The 14,567-nt window shown below is 64.9% G+C and carries 15 protein-coding genes and 1 pseudogene; 6 read left to right on the top strand and 10 right to left on the bottom strand.

Annotation, left to right across the window (positions count from 1 at the left end; translation table 11 throughout):
* Nucleotides 1–165 precede the first annotated feature (165 nt).
* Entirely contained in the window at nt 166–1,824 is a 1,659-nt protein-coding gene (locus tag VF629_RS18870) for an MFS transporter (RefSeq protein ID WP_331060057.1), read from the top strand.
* Nucleotides 1,825–2,055: 231 nt separating this feature from the next.
* On the opposite strand, the gene VF629_RS18865 is transcribed toward VF629_RS18870, so the two are convergent.
* The 9 genes from VF629_RS18865 to VF629_RS18825 form a co-directional block, all read right to left on the bottom strand.
* Nucleotides 2,056–2,478 (bottom strand): hypothetical protein, encoded by a 423-nt coding sequence (locus tag VF629_RS18865; protein ID WP_331060056.1) that lies wholly within the window; start codon nt 2,476–2,478, stop codon nt 2,056–2,058.
* Nucleotides 2,479–2,542: 64 nt separating this feature from the next.
* Complete coding sequence (locus tag VF629_RS18860; protein ID WP_331060055.1) at nt 2,543–2,896, bottom strand: DUF433 domain-containing protein; 354 nt, start codon at nt 2,894–2,896, stop codon at nt 2,543–2,545.
* 47 nt (nt 2,897–2,943) lie between these two features.
* On the bottom strand, nt 2,944–3,582 hold the full coding sequence (locus VF629_RS18855) for an HAD family hydrolase (RefSeq protein ID WP_331060054.1): 639 nt from the start codon (nt 3,580–3,582) through the stop codon (nt 2,944–2,946).
* A gap of 117 nt (nt 3,583–3,699) precedes the next feature.
* Entirely contained in the window at nt 3,700–4,467 is a 768-nt protein-coding gene (locus tag VF629_RS18850; RefSeq protein ID WP_331060053.1) for a creatininase family protein, read from the bottom strand.
* A 73-nt stretch (nt 4,468–4,540) separates the two neighbouring features.
* Complete coding sequence (locus tag VF629_RS18845) at nt 4,541–5,824, bottom strand: M48 family metallopeptidase (RefSeq protein ID WP_331060052.1); 1,284 nt, start codon at nt 5,822–5,824, stop codon at nt 4,541–4,543.
* Nucleotides 5,825–5,934: 110 nt separating this feature from the next.
* Entirely contained in the window at nt 5,935–6,486 is a 552-nt protein-coding gene (locus VF629_RS18840) for a GNAT family N-acetyltransferase (protein WP_331060051.1), read from the bottom strand.
* A 42-nt stretch (nt 6,487–6,528) separates the two neighbouring features.
* Nucleotides 6,529–6,891 carry a VOC family protein gene (locus VF629_RS18835; RefSeq protein ID WP_331060050.1) on the bottom strand — a complete coding sequence of 121 codons (363 nt, stop codon included), beginning with the start codon at nt 6,889–6,891 and terminating at the stop codon, nt 6,529–6,531.
* 148 nt (nt 6,892–7,039) lie between these two features.
* Nucleotides 7,040–8,401 (bottom strand): TPM domain-containing protein, encoded by a 1,362-nt coding sequence (locus VF629_RS18830; protein ID WP_331060049.1) that lies wholly within the window; start codon nt 8,399–8,401, stop codon nt 7,040–7,042.
* A gap of 100 nt (nt 8,402–8,501) precedes the next feature.
* Nucleotides 8,502–9,047, bottom strand: coding sequence for a GNAT family N-acetyltransferase (locus VF629_RS18825; protein ID WP_331060048.1), 546 nt, complete (start codon nt 9,045–9,047; stop codon nt 8,502–8,504).
* A 178-nt stretch (nt 9,048–9,225) separates the two neighbouring features.
* On the opposite strand from VF629_RS18825, the gene VF629_RS18820 reads away from it, so the two are divergent.
* The 5 genes from VF629_RS18820 to VF629_RS18800 all read left to right on the top strand — a co-directional run bounded on the left by VF629_RS18820 (nt 9,226) and on the right by VF629_RS18800 (nt 14,082).
* Nucleotides 9,226–11,289: an ExeM/NucH family extracellular endonuclease gene (locus VF629_RS18820; RefSeq protein WP_331060047.1), complete on the top strand. Its 2,064-nt coding sequence runs from the start codon at nt 9,226–9,228 to the stop codon at nt 11,287–11,289.
* A gap of 76 nt (nt 11,290–11,365) precedes the next feature.
* Nucleotides 11,366–11,782: a hypothetical protein gene (locus VF629_RS18815; protein WP_331060046.1), complete on the top strand. Its 417-nt coding sequence runs from the start codon at nt 11,366–11,368 to the stop codon at nt 11,780–11,782.
* Nucleotides 11,783–11,859: 77 nt separating this feature from the next.
* A complete protein-coding gene (locus VF629_RS18810) occupies nt 11,860–12,291 on the top strand; it encodes a hypothetical protein (RefSeq protein ID WP_331060045.1) in 432 nt (143 codons plus the stop codon).
* 46 nt (nt 12,292–12,337) lie between these two features.
* Nucleotides 12,338–12,970, top strand: a complete 633-nt coding sequence (locus tag VF629_RS18805; protein ID WP_331060044.1) for a helix-turn-helix transcriptional regulator — start codon at nt 12,338–12,340, stop codon at nt 12,968–12,970.
* Nucleotides 12,971–13,104: 134 nt separating this feature from the next.
* Entirely contained in the window at nt 13,105–14,082 is a 978-nt protein-coding gene (locus VF629_RS18800) for a hypothetical protein (protein ID WP_331060043.1), read from the top strand.
* A 47-nt stretch (nt 14,083–14,129) separates the two neighbouring features.
* Here the strand turns inward: VF629_RS18800 and VF629_RS18795 are convergent.
* Nucleotides 14,130–14,567 (bottom strand): annotated as a pseudogene (locus VF629_RS18795) (hypothetical protein); the annotation flags it as partial.

The following is a 14,567-nucleotide window of genomic DNA, read 5'->3' as shown; positions in this document are numbered from 1 at the left end:
CAAACGCCCACCCTGCGGTGCCACCACCCCCGTCGCCGCGGGCGCGGCAACGCCCCCTCCTTGGTAAGGAGGGGATTAGTCGTTCGACCTATTTCCGCCCGGAAGCCGTAGGAAGCCATTCACCCCGCTCGTTTGTTTATCGGGGTGAGTTCCTACTGTTTTCCGATGACGCCAACGACTGCTGCTCCGGCCCCCAAAGTCACGCTGGGGACGCCCTTTACCTACGCCATTTTTCGGGCCATTTGGATTGCGGGCCTGGTGTCCAACGTGGGCACCTGGATGCAAAACGTGGCCGGCGTGTGGCTCGTCACCACCCTCACGGCCTCGGCCCTGCTGGTGGCCCTCATGCAAACGGCCACCAGCCTGCCCTCCTTCTTGCTGAGCATGCCGGCCGGGGCCATGGCCGACCTGGTGGACCGCCGCAAGCTGCTGCTCTTCACGCAGGGCTTCATGGCGGTGGTAGCCACGGCCCTGGGCTTGCTCACGCTCACGGGGGGCATTTCGGCGCTGGGCGTGCTGGGCTTCACGTTTATGCTGGGCATGGGCGCCGCCTTGAACGCGCCCATTTGGCAGGCCGTGACCAATGAGCTGGTGCCGCGCTCGGTGCTGCCGTCGGCCATTACCCTGAACGGGGTGAGCAACAATATTGCGCGCGCCATTGGGCCGGCCGTGGGCGGCGCCATCATTGCTTATTACTCGCCAGGCCTGGTGTTTATGCTGAACGGCATCTCCTTTCTGGGCACGTGGGCGGTGGTGTATTTCTGGAAGCGCGAAGCCACCGTGACCAGCGGGCCGGCTGAGAATTTTATGGGTGCCTTGCGGGCGGGCATGCGCTACGTGCAGTACTCGCCGGCCATTTACGGGGTGCTGGTGCGCACGTTTGCGTTTTCGTTTGGGGCGGCGGCCATGTGGGCGCTGGTGTCGGTGGTGGTAGCTCGCAAGCTGCAGCTCAGCTCCGGGCACTACGGCGTGATGCTCTCTTGGCTGGGCGCTGGCGCCGTAACGGGCGCCTTTCTGATGGGCCGGGCCGGCTCGCGGCTCAACTTCAACCAGCGGGTGCTCATTGGCGTGCTGGCATTTTGCGGCACCAACCTGGCGCTGGCCCTCATCACCCAGATTTATGTGCTCTATGCGGTAATGTTCTTCTCAGGCATTGCCTGGCTGATGGTGATGACCAGCTTCAGCACCACCGTGCAGTTGAGCGTGCCCAAGTGGGTACAGGCCCGGGTGATTAGCGTGTACATGCTGGTGTTTCAGGCGGGCTTGTCGGTGGGCAGCCTGGTGTGGGGCGAACTGGCCGACCACACCACCCTCACCATTTCGCTGCTGATTGCGGCCGGCTGGATGCTGGCCAGTGCGCTGCTGGCCTTCCCCTTCCCCATGCGCCCGGCCGAGGGCCTGAACCTGGACCCCGCCGAAAGCTGGCCCGAACCCGAAGTGGAAGGCGACGCCCCCATTGACCCCGACGACGGCCCCGTGGTGGTGATGATAGAATACCATGTGGAGCCGCACGACTGGCCGGCCTTCCGCGAAGCCGCCGAGCAGCTCAAGCGCCTGCGGCTCCGCGACGGCGCCCTGCGCGCCGGTGTGTTCTCCGACCTGGCCCACCCCACGCTCATCACCGAGTTTTACTACGTAGCCACTTGGGGCGAGCACCAGCGCCAGCACCACCGCTTCACCAAAGAAGACCAAGCCGTGGAAGAACGGGTGCGGCAATTCCACACTGGGCCCAACCCGCCGCGCGTCACCCATTTCCTGGCTTTCCCCAATACTTCCAACGTGGAAATGGCCACGCCCATGCAAACGCTGGAAGGCCAGCGGTGAGCAGGCGGCCTTGTCATTGCGAGGGCGCAGCCCGTGGCAATCCGTCCTGTCGACCCCCGACACCTTCTTATGTGACAAAGCCCCTGGCGCGGTGCAATGCCAGGGTCGTACCCGGCAGGGCTTTGTATCAGCATTTGTCACGTTAGCGGATTGGTCGCTGAGAGCAGGACGGATTGCCGCGCTGCGCTCGCAATGACAGATACAGTATGCGAACGGAGGCACCTCTTACCCTTAGCGGCGCTGCAGGTCCAACCAGGCGTTGGCAACGCCCTCGTCGATGAAGCGGGCGAATTGGAACAGGTCACCCGGGGCCGAGGCTTGGGCAGGCTGCGTGGGGTCGGCCTCTACCTCGCGCAAGTGGTTGGGCAGCACCAGAAAGGCCACGCAGAGCGGGCTGCCCATTTCCTGTTGCACCTGGGGCAAAAAGTGGGTTACCACCCATTCCGGGCCGTTGAGGCGGCGGTCGGTGCGGCGGCGGGCGTCCATCAGCCAGTGGCGGCACCGGTGTTCCAGGGCGGCGAGGCGCATGGTTTCGTAGCCCTCGCGCAGCTGAGCCTCGCTGATGGAGCACAGCCAACGGCCGATGAGCAAGCCCGAGTCGGGCCGGTACACCACGCTCAGAAAGGCGGAAGAAGCTAGCTCTTGGTACGACATGGCGGGTGGCCGAAAGGAGCGGCGAGGACGCTAAAGCTACGCATCTGGCGGCGTTGTCCGGTGGTCAGTTGGAAGAGCTGGAATGAGACGGTTTTGCCAACGGATTGCGCTCCCACAGTTGCTTGAGAAATTCCTGCTCGGCCAGCCACTGGCTTTGCCGGCTCAGCAGCCATTCTTCGGAGTTTTCCTCGGGCTGGGGCCGATGCGCCGGCTTGAGGCGCTCGGCGGCAAACTGCAGGCAGGCCCGCAAATCTTCCGGCTCCAGCTCGGGGTGCGCGGCCAGCACGTCGGCCTCGGTTTGGCCAGCGGCCAGCCACTCCAGCACCTGCCACACCGGGTAGCGCAGGCCGCGCACGGTGGGCTGCCCGTGGCAAATGGCCGGGTGAATGGTGATGCGCGAGGAAACCGGAAGATTCATGCGACCAAAGTACGCCGCGGCATTGAAGCCCACAACTGCCCCCGGGGCTACAACAGCCGACGCAAATCGGCGGGCTGGTTGATGCGCACCGGTGCCTCTTGGGCGTCTAGCTGGCCGAAACCGTAGGTGGCAAAAATGAACGGCACGCCCGCCCCCTGGCTGGCGGCGAGGTCGCCGCGCGTGTCGCCCACGTACACGGGCGCCCGCAGGCCGTACTGCGCCACTACCTCGCGAATGTTGTCGGCCTTAGGCAGCTTCTTGGTGCCAAAGCACTGGTGACCTTCGAAGTAATGTCCGAGCTGGCTGTTGGCAAAAAAAGCTTCCACGTAGCCCACTTGGCAATTGCTCACGATGAACAGGCGGTAGCCCTGCTCTTTCAGATACTGCAGGGTGGCTTCCAGGTCGGGGTAGAGGGTACCGCCCTGCTGCTCGGCGGCGGCCAGCTCCTGGCGGGCGCAGAGGGCGCGGTACTCCTCAAATTTGTCGGCGGGCAAAGTGGGAAACAGGCGTTCGTACACCGTCTCGTAAGGCTGGCCGGTCACGGCCTGCACCTGAGCCAGCGTCACCTCGTTCTCGACGTAGTCGACGCTGCTGCGAGCAGCTTCAAAGGCTTGGGTGATGGCTTGGGTAGCGTCCCACAAGGTGCCGTCGAGGTCAAAAATTACACTATCAAATTGGGGGGGCATAGTTGAGTTTTGTTGCTAGTTGTTCGTTGCTGGTTGTGAGTTATTGATTGTCTGATTTAATGAATAGCCGTCGACTGACAACTAGCAACGAACAACTGACAACTAATAACTAGACCTTTATTCGTACAAATCCTGCGGGTCGGCCGCGGCCAGCTCCACCAGAAACTGGCCGATGTTGGTAGTTACGGCTTCCAGGAAAGCCTGACCTTTTTCGGCCGTGGCTTCGGCGGGGTTGCCCACACCGGTATCGGCCGACACCTTGCTCCACTCGCGCTGGGCCCAGGCCCAGCCCTCGCGCAGCGCCGCGATGCGAAACTGCTTGGCGGCGCCGTCCCCAGCTTCCGATAGTGGGCTCACCAACTCGGGCGCGATGTGCAGCATGGCGCTGGTTTCCAGGGCATCGGCGTGGTCGCCGGGCGCGGTGAAGTACTGGCTGCGGTCGGCGGCTCGAAACCAGTTCAACGTGCTCAAAAACACCGCGGGGAATTCGGCTTGCAGCTCCCGCAGGATTTGGCGGAAGTCGTTGCCGCCGTGGCCGTTCAGCACCACCAGCTTGGGAATGCCTTGGCGGGCCAGCACCTGCACCACGTCGCGCAGAATGGCCAGCTGCGTGCTTGGGTTCATGTTGATGTCGAGCGTGATGTCCAGCTGCCCGGTGTTCACGCCGAAGGGAATGCAGGGCAGCACCACCACTTTGGCGCCCTGCTCCCAGGCCTTGCGCGCAGCCTCCGCCGCCACGTAGTCGGCTTGGTAATTATCGGTGGCATAGGGCAGGTGGTAGTTGTGCGCCTCGGTGGCGCCCCAGGGCAGCACCACTACTTGGTACTGGGTTTCCTGCACGGTTTTCCAGGTGGTTTCGGCGAGGATATAAGGGCGAGGAGGCATAGTTTTCAAGCGGTTGATGGAGGATAGCCCGGCGTGGGGCGGGCGGAAAGGCGCCTGAAAGTTCGCCCACAATCTACTTGTCGCCCAAGTGTTCGGCCTTCCACCGCATGGCGGTGTACACGCGGGTGTGGCCGCTGGGGTGGTCAAAAAACAGCGCTTCCTCGAGCGGCGTGGGGTCAATTTTGCGGTATTCCGACAGCTTCATGGCAATGGCGGCAAAGCCATCGGGCTGGCGGGCGGCGTTCAGGCCAAACACGTCGGCCTCCAGCTCGTTGGTGCGCACGATGGTGTTGACGATGGGCGTTGACAGGAAGGTGAGCACGGCCAGCAGGGCCACGGCCAACGGCAGGCCGCCCACGTCGGCGCGGTCGGCCACGCCCCAGCGCGAGCCAAAACGCGCCACCAACCGCACAAACATCCAATCGAGCAGCCAAAAGCCAGTTCCGATGACCATCACGAAGGAAAGCAGTAACTCATAGATGTGGTTCAGCACGTAGTGGCCCAGCTCGTGGCCCATCACGGCCTGCACTTCCTGGGGCGTGCAGCGGCGCAGCAGGTTGTCGTTGAGCGACACACGAATGGTGCTGCCGATGCCGCTCACGTTGGCGCTGATGCGCTTGCTCTGGCGGGAGGCGTCCACGAGGTACACGTTGTCGGCGGGCACGCCGTTGGCCCGCGCCATGCTCAGGATGGCGGCGCGCACCGGGCCAGCAGGCAGCGGCGTGGACTTGTTGAACAACGGGCTGATGAAGACGGGACCCAGAAAGATGCCCACCGCCACAAAGGTCCCCATGATGCCCGCGCCCCACACCCACCACGTGCGGCCGGCGCGCCGCACCGCCGCGTACAGCGCCAAAATCAGCAGGCTACCGAACACCACGGACAGGGCCAGGCTGGTCAGGCTCTCGCCCAGCCACTCGCCAAAGCTTTGGTTGGAAAGCCCGTAGTGGTGCTCCCGGAAATACCCCACATACACGGTCAGCGGGAAGCTCAGCACCCAGGCCAGCAGCAAGTAAATGGCAACGTAGGCCAATGTGCGCAAAAACCGCTGCGGCAGCCGCTCCGTCCATGCCTTAATTCGGCGCGACAGCCCCAGACCCAAAAACACGGCCGCCACGCCCACGGCGTACAGCATCTCCACCAGCAACAGCCAGTAACCACCTTCGAAATAGGCGTCGGACCGCGCTTTCTGGGCGGGCGTGAGGGTGTTGAGGTAGGCTTGGGTGGCGGCGTTCACGTCGTAAGCCGGCTGGGCAGTGGCCGGCGCGGGGCTGGGCGCGGTGGGCGTTTGGGCCTGAACGGACCCGGCGGTAGCCAGGAGCAAGCAAACCAACAAGAATTTTAGCAGTGTTGGCATAAGCAGTGGGGTAGAAAGCGGTGAGCGCCACAGCGGTGCGGTGCGCAAGCTACTATATTCCACTCATTGAATACTTCTGCCAATGAGCGCCTCCCCGGCGGGGCGCCAGACTATTGCCGGCCTGGCCGCTCCAGCAGCACGATGGGCTGCTCGTGGTAGGTGGTGCGGGCGTATTCGCGGTAGCCGAATTTGGCCGCCAGCCGAAGCGAAGGCGCGTTGTCGGGGTGAATGATGCACACGGTGCGCACGAGTCCAAAGTGACTTTCGCCCCAGGCCAACACGGCCGCCACGGCCTCGCTGGCGTAGCCGCGGCCGTGCACCTCGGGGTCCGTCACCCAGCCAATTTCGGGCGCGTCGCCCAGCTCGGGGGTTAAGTCGCGCTTGAGGTGGAGAAACCCGATGGCGCCCACAAACCGGCCGCCGGCTTTTTCTTCCACGGCCCAGAATCCGTAGCCCATTATCATCCAGTGGCCGGCGCTGCGCAGCACCAGCTTCCACACTTCCTCGGCGGGCATGGGCTCGGGGCTGAAGTAGCGGTGGTAGGCGGGCGTCCGGCTGATGGTAAACCAGGCGTCGAAGTCGTCGGCGCGAAAGCCCCGCAAGGTGAGGCGGGCAGTTTCCAGCACCGGCACGGCGGCAATGGGCGAAGCAGTTGTTGACATAGTGAAGGAAAGAAAGGTCGGGCAGAAGCCAGTTGGCGCCAACTAGCCAGGCAGCGCGAAATGCGGGTTCTGAATGACGCCAAACAGGTTGCCGAAGGGGTTGAGCACGGCACCAACCAAGATGCCGCTGCCCACATCCTGCACGGCTTCGCTCTCGTGCGCGCCCAACTCGAGCAGGCGGGCGTAGGCTGCGGCGGCATCGGGCACGCCCCAGTAGGTGGTGGGGCCGGCCTGGCCCGCGGCGGTGCCATCGGGCACTAGGCTCAGCTCGTAGCCGCCCACGTTGAAGCCCACATAGAACGGCTCCTCAAAATACGGGGCCTGCTCCAGCACCTGCCGGTACCACGCCGTAGCCGCCGCCAAAGCCCCCACTGGGTAAACCACTGTGCGCAACCCTTGCAACATATTGCCTAAGAATGAAAGTAAATACCGGCCGCAAGATATAGCGGTTTGCTAATTCTTGGCCTTGTCGGTGGCTCCACCCAGCGCCAACGGGCCCCGGCACTGAGTGCGCCGGGGCCCGTTTTACAATCACTCAAGCACAGACGCTTCCCTACCAGGAGCCGCTGTTGTCGTCGCCGCTGTCGAAGCCGCCGCCACCGGTGTCGTCCGAGTTCAGGTCGTCGTACGAGCCGGTTTCGCTGCCGGAAAAGAAGTCGGTCTGCGAATTGTCAATCACGTCGTCGGCAAAGTAGTCCGGGGCCGAGTTGTCGGCGCCCGTACCGCCCGCGAAGTAGTCTTCGGCCGCACCGGTGCCGGCCGCGCCCGCTGCGCCACCCAGCCCAGCGCCAGCGAGGCCCGCGCCGCCCAAGCCAGCAGCCGTGTTGGCGCCCAAGCTATTGCCGTCGCCCGTGAAGTTGGTGCCGGAGGACTCGTGGCCCGAAGCCATGCGGTTGCCCAGGTACGCGCCCGCGGCAGCCGCCGCGCCCGTGGCCAGCATGCCGCCCATGCCGCCGCCCATCAGGCCGCCGCCGCCTTGGTTCGGGGCGTTGTTGTAGCCTTGGTTGTAGTTGCCCTGCGGCTGGCCGGGGCCGTAGTTGCCCCCCGGGCCGTTGGGCCGGTTGGGCAGGAAGTTGGGCGCCGCGTTGGGGTTCGCGTTAGGCCCGGGGTTGTTGGGGCGGAAGTTGGGAGCGTTGTTGGCGTTAGGGTTGGCGGTGGCATCCGCGGCGGCGCGGCGGCCGCGCAGCATTTTCACCAGCAGCCAGATAATGCCACCCACGGCCAGCGCGCCCAGCAGGATGGTGCCCATGCCGGGGCCCGACGAAACAGGCTCCGAAGGGGGCGAAACCAACGGGTCGTTGGAGGCTACGGCCCCGGGCTCGGTGGTAGGGCCGGGGCCTGATTGGATAGACTGATTAGCCGCCGGCGTGGCGTCCGAGGCAGCCGTGCTGGCAGCCTGGCCGTTCTGAGGGCTTGAACTAGGATTGGCAGCCAACATAATGGTGCTCAACCCTTGGCGCAGGCCCGCGCCGTAGTTGCCCTGCTTGAAACTGGGCGTCATTTGGCCAATGGCCTTGTTGGTAACCGCGGGCGTAATGGCGTCCTTCAGCCCACTGCCCGGCTGAATGGTCACCTTGCGCTCCTCTTTGCTGATGAGCACCACCACGCCGTTGTTTTTTTCGCGCTGGCCCACGGCCCAGGACTCGCCCAGGGCCCGGCCGTAGTCGGCCACTTCGCGCCCGCCCAGCGAGGGCACCGTCACGACCACGACTTGCGTGCCGGTTTTATCAGCGTATTGCCGCAGGCCGGTTTCGAGGCGCTTCACATCGGCCGGCGCTATCAGGTTGCCCTGGTCGTTCACGAACTGAAAGGGCGACGGCCGGGGCGGCAGGCCCGCAGCACCGGTTTGGGCGGCCGTGGGCTGGCGCAGCCCCACCGACACCACCATGAGAAGGAAAAACAAGAAACGATTCATAGCTAGGCGGATGAAGTGAGAAGGAAAGGATTTGCTGCCTTTTACGGGTTCTGCTTCAGGTTGGCTGCTATTGCCTCTTGCAGCTGGAATTTGGGCCGGCTCAGGGGGTAGTAGGTTCCACGGTGCGCTCGTAGCGCAGGCGGCCGTCGGCCACCGGCCCCATGAGCTCAAAGCCGTTGTTGAGCAGCACCTGCTGCGAGGCGGGATTGGCGGCGTCGGTGTGGGCCACCATGCGGCGCACCATGGTGGTGTTGGCCGCCTGTTGCACCAGGCCCGCCACCAGCTCGGTGGCCAGCCCTTGCCCGCGCCAGTCGGCCGCCACCGAATAGCCCACTTCCACCGTGCCGGCCTCATCGGGCGGACCCATGAAGCCGCCCGCGCCGATGAGCGTGCGGGGCGTGTCGTCGTCGGGTTTGCGCAGGGCGTACCAGTTGTACCAGCCCGCAGCCGTGCGCCCGCCCTCGGTGAGCTGGTCGAGGAAGTAGAGCATGGCGTCGCGGTCGTATTCGCCGGTGGGCCATTCGGCGGGCAGGGCAGCGCCCAGCAGCACGGGGAAGTACTGGGGCTTGTGCAGTTCGGCGGTGAGCAAGGCCCGGCTGGCAGCCAGCAGCAACAGGCGGGGCGTGTGCGTTATCAGCGGAATCATGCTTCGTGTATACGGGGCTTTGGGGAGGGCGGCACGGCGGGCGCGGCAGTTTTTGACAAGCTGAGCGGAGAATTTGGCGAGAAATCCCAGCCTATATGCGGCCCGGAAAGGTATAAGGCGCCAGGCTCCTCGCTACACCCAATATATTTACCAACCCATTTTGATTCACATTTCTTCTATGATTAAACATAAACTCGTCTTTGGTGCCGGCTTGCTGCTTGGGTCGCAGGCAGCAGCGGCAGCCACCATCGGCTCCATTCAAGGCACGGGCGCTATGGCCACCGCGGGCAGCCACACCATCGAAGCGGTAGTGACGGGCGTGTACGCCGGCCTGAACCCCGGCGGCTTTTACGTGCAAGACGAAACGGCCGCGGCCGACGGCAACCCCGCCACTTCCGACGCCCTGTTTGTGGTGCAGCCCGACCCCACCGTGAAAGTGGGCGACAAAGTGCGCATCACCGGCGTGGTGAAGGAGGAAAGCGGGGCGCCGTCGTTCAACCAGGCCATTCTCACCGAGCCGGCCATCACGGTGGTGTCGAGCGGCAACGCCCTGCCGGCCTTTGTCACCATCAACAACGCCGACTTCTCGGCTGCGGCCGCCGAGCGCTACGAGGGCATGCGCGTGCAGTTTTCGGACCCCATGACCGTGACCGAAAACTACAACCTGAAGCAGCGCGGCGAGCTCACGCTGTCGGCCCAGGGCCTCACCTACCAGCCCACGCAGTTCGTGGACCCCAACGACAACCCCGCCACCGGTACCAGCAGCTCCGGCACCCGCAACCTGGCCGCCGTGAAAGCCTACGAAACAGCCAACGAAAACAAGTCCCTGGTGCTCGACGACGGCAGCGCAGCTAACAACCCCAAGCCCACCCCCTACCTCGACCCCGCCACCGGCACTGTGCGGGTGGGCAGTACCCTCACGGGCTTGCGCGGCATCATGGGCTACAGCTTCGGCAAGTGGCGCATTCAGCCGCTGCTTGGTGCGGCGGCGCCGGTCGTCCGCACGTCGCGGCCCCAGCGGCCGCCCGCCTTTGGCCGGCTCGACCTTAAGCTGGCCAGCTTCAACGTGCTCAACTACTTCAACGGCGACGGCGCGGGCGGCGGCTTCCCCACGGCCCGCGGCGCCAAAACGCCGGCCGACTTTGCCCGGCAGCGCGCCAAGATTATTCTGGCCATCAGCCAGATGAGCGCCGACATTGTGGGCCTTACCGAAATTGAGAACGACGGCAACGGCTCGGCTTCCGCCATTCAGGACCTGGTGGACGGGCTAAACAAGGTGATGGGCGCCGGCACCTACATTTTTGTGAACGACGGCGACGCCGAAAAGCAGCCCAACAACACCGACCTCATCAAGTGCGCCATCCTTTACAAGCCGGCGTCGGTGGCGCCGCTGGGCCCGCCCATGGTGGCCACGGTGCAAGGCGTGTTCGAGCGCCCGCCGCTGGCCCAGGTGTTCGTAACCAAGCGCAAGGAGCGGGCCGATACGCTGGGCTTCGTCATCAACCACTTCAAGAGCAAGGGCAGCGGCAGCGGACCCAACGCCGACCAGAACGACGGCCAGGGCGGCTCCAACGCCCGCCGCAAAGACCAGGCCCAGGCCCTGGTGCAGTTCATCAACCAGACGGTGCGGCCGGCCGGGGCCGCGCGCATCGTGAGCGCCGGCGACTACAACGCCAACTACGAAGAAGACCCCATCGACATTCTGCGGGCCGCCGGCCTGGTGCCGGCCACGCCGCCCACCAGCGCCTCGTATGTGTTTCGGGGCCTCACGGGCTCGCTCGACCACGCGGTGGTCACGTCCAACCTGGTGGGGTTTCTCGACGTGCAGAAGTGGCACATCAACTCGGCCGAGCCCACCGTGCTGGAGTACTCTTCCGCCGGCGAGGCCACCGACATTGCCACGCCGTTTCGCTCTTCGGACCACGACCCCGTGCTTATTGGGGTGAACTTCGCGGGCATCAGCAACTCCGCCACGGTGCGGGCCGGCTCGCGCCTGTTTGTGTACCCCAACCCGGCGGCGGGCTCGGTGGCGTTTAGCCTGGCCAAGGTGCCGGCCAGCGCCGGCCAGCTTTCGCTCGATTTCTCGCTGCCGAAGGGCCCGCGCCTGCTCTCGCTGCGCGGCACGCCCGAGTCGCTGCAAAGCCAGCTCAGCCGCTACACCACCCACCTCGCACCGGGCATCTACGAGCTAAAGTTGCGCGGCACCAACTACCGCAAGAACCAGCTGGTGATGAAAGAGTAGCAGGATTTAAAGAGAATTGTGCAGTTCCCGGCAGAAGGTGTAACTTCCGGATGGTTAATCACCCTTAGCCCTGCCGATGTCTACCCAACTGCTGCTCGCTTCCGAAGTGCTCGATGTGCACTACGACCTTGATAACGCCTGGCTCTACCTCGACTGGAAGGGCCCGCAGGAATTGGAGCTGGTGCAAGCCGCCTGCCAGCACCTCACCGAGTTCATTAAGCAGACCGGCGCCCGCAAAGCCCTCAACGACAACACCCACATTACCCAAACCAGTTGGGAATTGGTGAAGTGGGTAGCCTACGAGTACCTGCCCGAGGCGGGCCGCTTGGGCGTGGAGCAGGTGGCGTGGGTGCAGAGCCCCCTGCCCGGCTGCCGCAGTCGCCTCGACCTCATGGACGACTTTGTGAGCGACAAACCGCAGGTGGCTATTTTCCAGGACATGGCCGCCGCTTACGAGTGGCTCAGCAGCGCGTCGGTTCCGGCGCACCACTGAGCATGGGCACAAAAGGTGGGCTTGCGGCGCTGCCAGGGGCGGCACCCGGACCCAGAGCGTCGTAGTTTTGAGGGACAATGCTCCCGACAAGCCCGTCTGCCCATTTTGCCAACGCCGCTGGCCAGCTCGGAGGAGACCCCGCCGGCTTCCTGCGGGTTGAGTGGAGCGCAGGACTTCGGCGCCTACCCGACACGCAGGAGGTGTTTGAGCAGATGCTGCGGGGCCTACAACAGCGCGGCTGGAGCCGAATTCTGATTAACCAGGTACACATGCAGCCTTTCAGCCAGAGCGAACAGCACTGGGTGGCGCACGATTGGCGGCCTCGCGCCGTGCGGGAAGGTGGCTACCGCCACGGCGCGGTGCTGGTTTCGCCCAACGTGCTGGTGCGGCTGGCCACGGCCTACGTCACCAGCCACGTGCAGGGCTTGCCCTTAGTGTACCGTTCCTTCGACGCCGACGCGGACGCCGGGCGCTGGCTGCCGCAACAGCCTGCCCGGCCGCAACGCTGAGCCCGGTTTGCCCCTAGTCCCGCCCGCTTCACCCTCCCTTAGGTTCATGTTTTCTGCCGCTCGCATCCAAGAACTCCGCAAAAGCAAAGGCTTCTCGCAGGAAGCGCTGGCCGAGCATTCGGGCGTGAGCTTGCGCACCATTCAGCGGGTGGAGCAGGGCGAAACCGTGCCACGTGGCCACACCGTGCAGGCCCTGGCCGCCGCCCTCGAAGTGACGCTCGACGACCTCCGCCTCGGGGCGCAGCCGGCCCCGGCGCCCCAGGCCGTGCCGCCCGTGCTCGTGACGGTGCTGCCACCCACCCCCGCGCCGCCGGCGCTGCGCGTCGACCCGCACTTTCTGCAACTCCTCAACCTGAGTGCGCTGAGTTTGCTGGTGCTGCCGCTGCTGAACCTGGTGGTGCCGTGGCTGCTGTGGCGCGCGCGCCGCCATACCACGGCGCACGTGGCCGAGCTGGGCCGGCGGGTGCTGGGCTTCCAGGTGCTGTGGCAGGTGGGGTGCTTCTTCGCTTTCCTGCTGGCGGTGGGCGCGCAGCAGGTGGCGCACCGCTACGGCCACAAGCTGCCGGCCCTGTACGTGGGCGTGCTGCTGTTTACCTACGCCGCGAACGTCGTCACCGTGGGCTACTACCAGCTGCAACTGCGGCGCGGGCGCCTCGACCTGTACCGCTTCCGGCTGTAGGAGCGGTTAAAATAAAATTACCTACTGGCTAGCTAGTTACGCCATGTGTCGGCAAAGTGGCGGCAAAATGACGCAGGGCCTGGGGACGGGCCACGGATACATTTGGGCATACCAAATCACCCCGCTCTCTCCCCATGAAGCTCCTGTTCAAAGTCCTGCTTTCTGCGCTCGTTCTGTTGCTGCTCGGCAGCGTGGCCGGCTACTTCTACATGCGAAAGAAGTTCATCCCGGCCCCCAACCAACTCGTGGTTTCGGGGCTGCCGGCCACCACCAACTTCACCTGGCTGGCCGACACCGCCGATGGCCGGGCCATGCCGCACGCGGCGGTGCTGCTGCCCGTGCGGGTGCCCGGCTGCTCCCGCACCTGCTACCTGCAGTTCGACACCGGCGCGCCTTTCACCATGCTGTACGCTCGCTCGCTGGCCACGCTGCAGCGCAGCTACCCCGCGCTGGCGCTGGCCTCCTCGGCCGATGCAGACACGGCCCGCAACGTCCGTTTCGCGCTAGGCGGCGGGCAGGTGCAAGCCCGCTGGATGCGAGTGAAACCATTCGGCGCCACCCAGCTGCCGGCCGACAGCACCGCGCCGTTCATCATTGGCACGCTGGGCACGGACGTGCTCGAGGGCCGGGCCCTGGTGCTCGACTACCCGGCCCGCCTTTTTAGCCTGGCCGCCCAGGTTCCCGACACCCTGGCCCAGCGCGCCGACTTCGTGCCCCTGGCCTTCGACAACCGCCGCGTGCTGCTGAGCCTGGGCCTGCAGGGCGAAGCCAAGCCGCTGCTTTTCGACTCGGGCAGCAGCGCCTTTGCCCTCATCACCGACCAGGACACCTGGAAAAAGATGGCCAGCCCCGGCGCGCCCACGCGCACGGCGGAAGTTGGTTCGATGGCCAAGCCCATCACGGCGCACACCGTAGCCACCGGCGCGGGCCTAACCCTGGGCGCTACGGCCCTGCCGCTAGGCACCGTGACCTACGTGACGGGCACCAACTGGCAGGAAAACCTGCTGATGCGCTTCTCCGGCATGGGCGGCATGCTGGGCAACGAAGTTTTCACCCAGCGCACCGTCATTTTCGACGTGGCTGGTGGGCGGTTTGGGATGGTACGGCGCTAGGGCGGGGCAGTCGTTCTTACCTAGGCTGAGGGAAAACCATCTTCACCTCATGGTTTCCCCGCCCGCTTTGCCTTGGCCGGGACAGCCGAACTTGTCTTCTTGGCAGTAGCTGCCAGCAGCACCGGCAGCACGTACTTCGGCATCAGCTCATTGGGGGGCGTGTCGCGTGCTGAGTTATAGTTGCCGCCCGTGAACACCACCACCGCGTCGAGGGCCGGGAGCACGTAGAGTTTCTGGCCACCGTTGCCGGTCGCCATCTGGGCTTCAACGGTTTGGCCGTTCACCTGAAACTGTTGGTGCCACCAGAAGTAGCCGTACTGCTTGCTGCCCAGCTGGCTGTATTTGCCCCAGGACTTTTCGACCCAATCAGCGGGCAACACCTGCTGGCCCGCCCACTGCCCCTTTTGCAAATAGAGCAGCCCAAACTTGAGAAAATCACGCGGAGTCAGGTAGAGCTGGGCCACCGTAGGGTTGGTGTTGTCGAG

It is taken from the genome of Hymenobacter sp. (assembly GCF_036388155.1).
Lineage (GTDB): Bacteria > Bacteroidota > Bacteroidia > Cytophagales > Hymenobacteraceae > Hymenobacter.
Note: the sequence above shows the minus strand (reverse complement) of the source record. Positions and strands in the feature narration are given on the sequence as shown.

What these genes read in the sequence shown, in the direction of transcription:
- VF629_RS18855 (WP_331060054.1), bottom strand. Translation starts at nt 3,582, where the DNA reads ATGCCCCCCCAATTTGATAGTGTAATTTTTGACCTCGACGGCACCTTG.
- VF629_RS18820 (WP_331060047.1), top strand. Translation starts at nt 9,226, where the DNA reads ATGATTAAACATAAACTCGTCTTTGGTGCCGGCTTGCTGCTTGGGTCG.
- VF629_RS18800 (WP_331060043.1), top strand. Translation starts at nt 13,105, where the DNA reads ATGAAGCTCCTGTTCAAAGTCCTGCTTTCTGCGCTCGTTCTGTTGCTG.
- VF629_RS18830 (WP_331060049.1), bottom strand. Translation starts at nt 8,401, where the DNA reads ATGAATCGTTTCTTGTTTTTCCTTCTCATGGTGGTGTCGGTGGGGCTG.
- VF629_RS18815 (WP_331060046.1), top strand. Translation starts at nt 11,366, where the DNA reads ATGTCTACCCAACTGCTGCTCGCTTCCGAAGTGCTCGATGTGCACTAC.
- VF629_RS18810 (WP_331060045.1), top strand. Translation starts at nt 11,860, where the DNA reads ATGCTCCCGACAAGCCCGTCTGCCCATTTTGCCAACGCCGCTGGCCAG.
- VF629_RS18870 (WP_331060057.1), top strand. Translation starts at nt 166, where the DNA reads ATGACGCCAACGACTGCTGCTCCGGCCCCCAAAGTCACGCTGGGGACG.
- VF629_RS18865 (WP_331060056.1), bottom strand. Translation starts at nt 2,478, where the DNA reads ATGTCGTACCAAGAGCTAGCTTCTTCCGCCTTTCTGAGCGTGGTGTAC.
- VF629_RS18845 (WP_331060052.1), bottom strand. Translation starts at nt 5,824, where the DNA reads ATGCCAACACTGCTAAAATTCTTGTTGGTTTGCTTGCTCCTGGCTACC.
- VF629_RS18860 (WP_331060055.1), bottom strand. Translation starts at nt 2,896, where the DNA reads ATGAATCTTCCGGTTTCCTCGCGCATCACCATTCACCCGGCCATTTGC.
- VF629_RS18805 (WP_331060044.1), top strand. Translation starts at nt 12,338, where the DNA reads ATGTTTTCTGCCGCTCGCATCCAAGAACTCCGCAAAAGCAAAGGCTTC.
- VF629_RS18835 (WP_331060050.1), bottom strand. Translation starts at nt 6,891, where the DNA reads ATGTTGCAAGGGTTGCGCACAGTGGTTTACCCAGTGGGGGCTTTGGCG.
- VF629_RS18850 (WP_331060053.1), bottom strand. Translation starts at nt 4,467, where the DNA reads ATGCCTCCTCGCCCTTATATCCTCGCCGAAACCACCTGGAAAACCGTG.
- VF629_RS18840 (WP_331060051.1), bottom strand. Translation starts at nt 6,486, where the DNA reads ATGTCAACAACTGCTTCGCCCATTGCCGCCGTGCCGGTGCTGGAAACT.
- VF629_RS18825 (WP_331060048.1), bottom strand. Translation starts at nt 9,047, where the DNA reads ATGATTCCGCTGATAACGCACACGCCCCGCCTGTTGCTGCTGGCTGCC.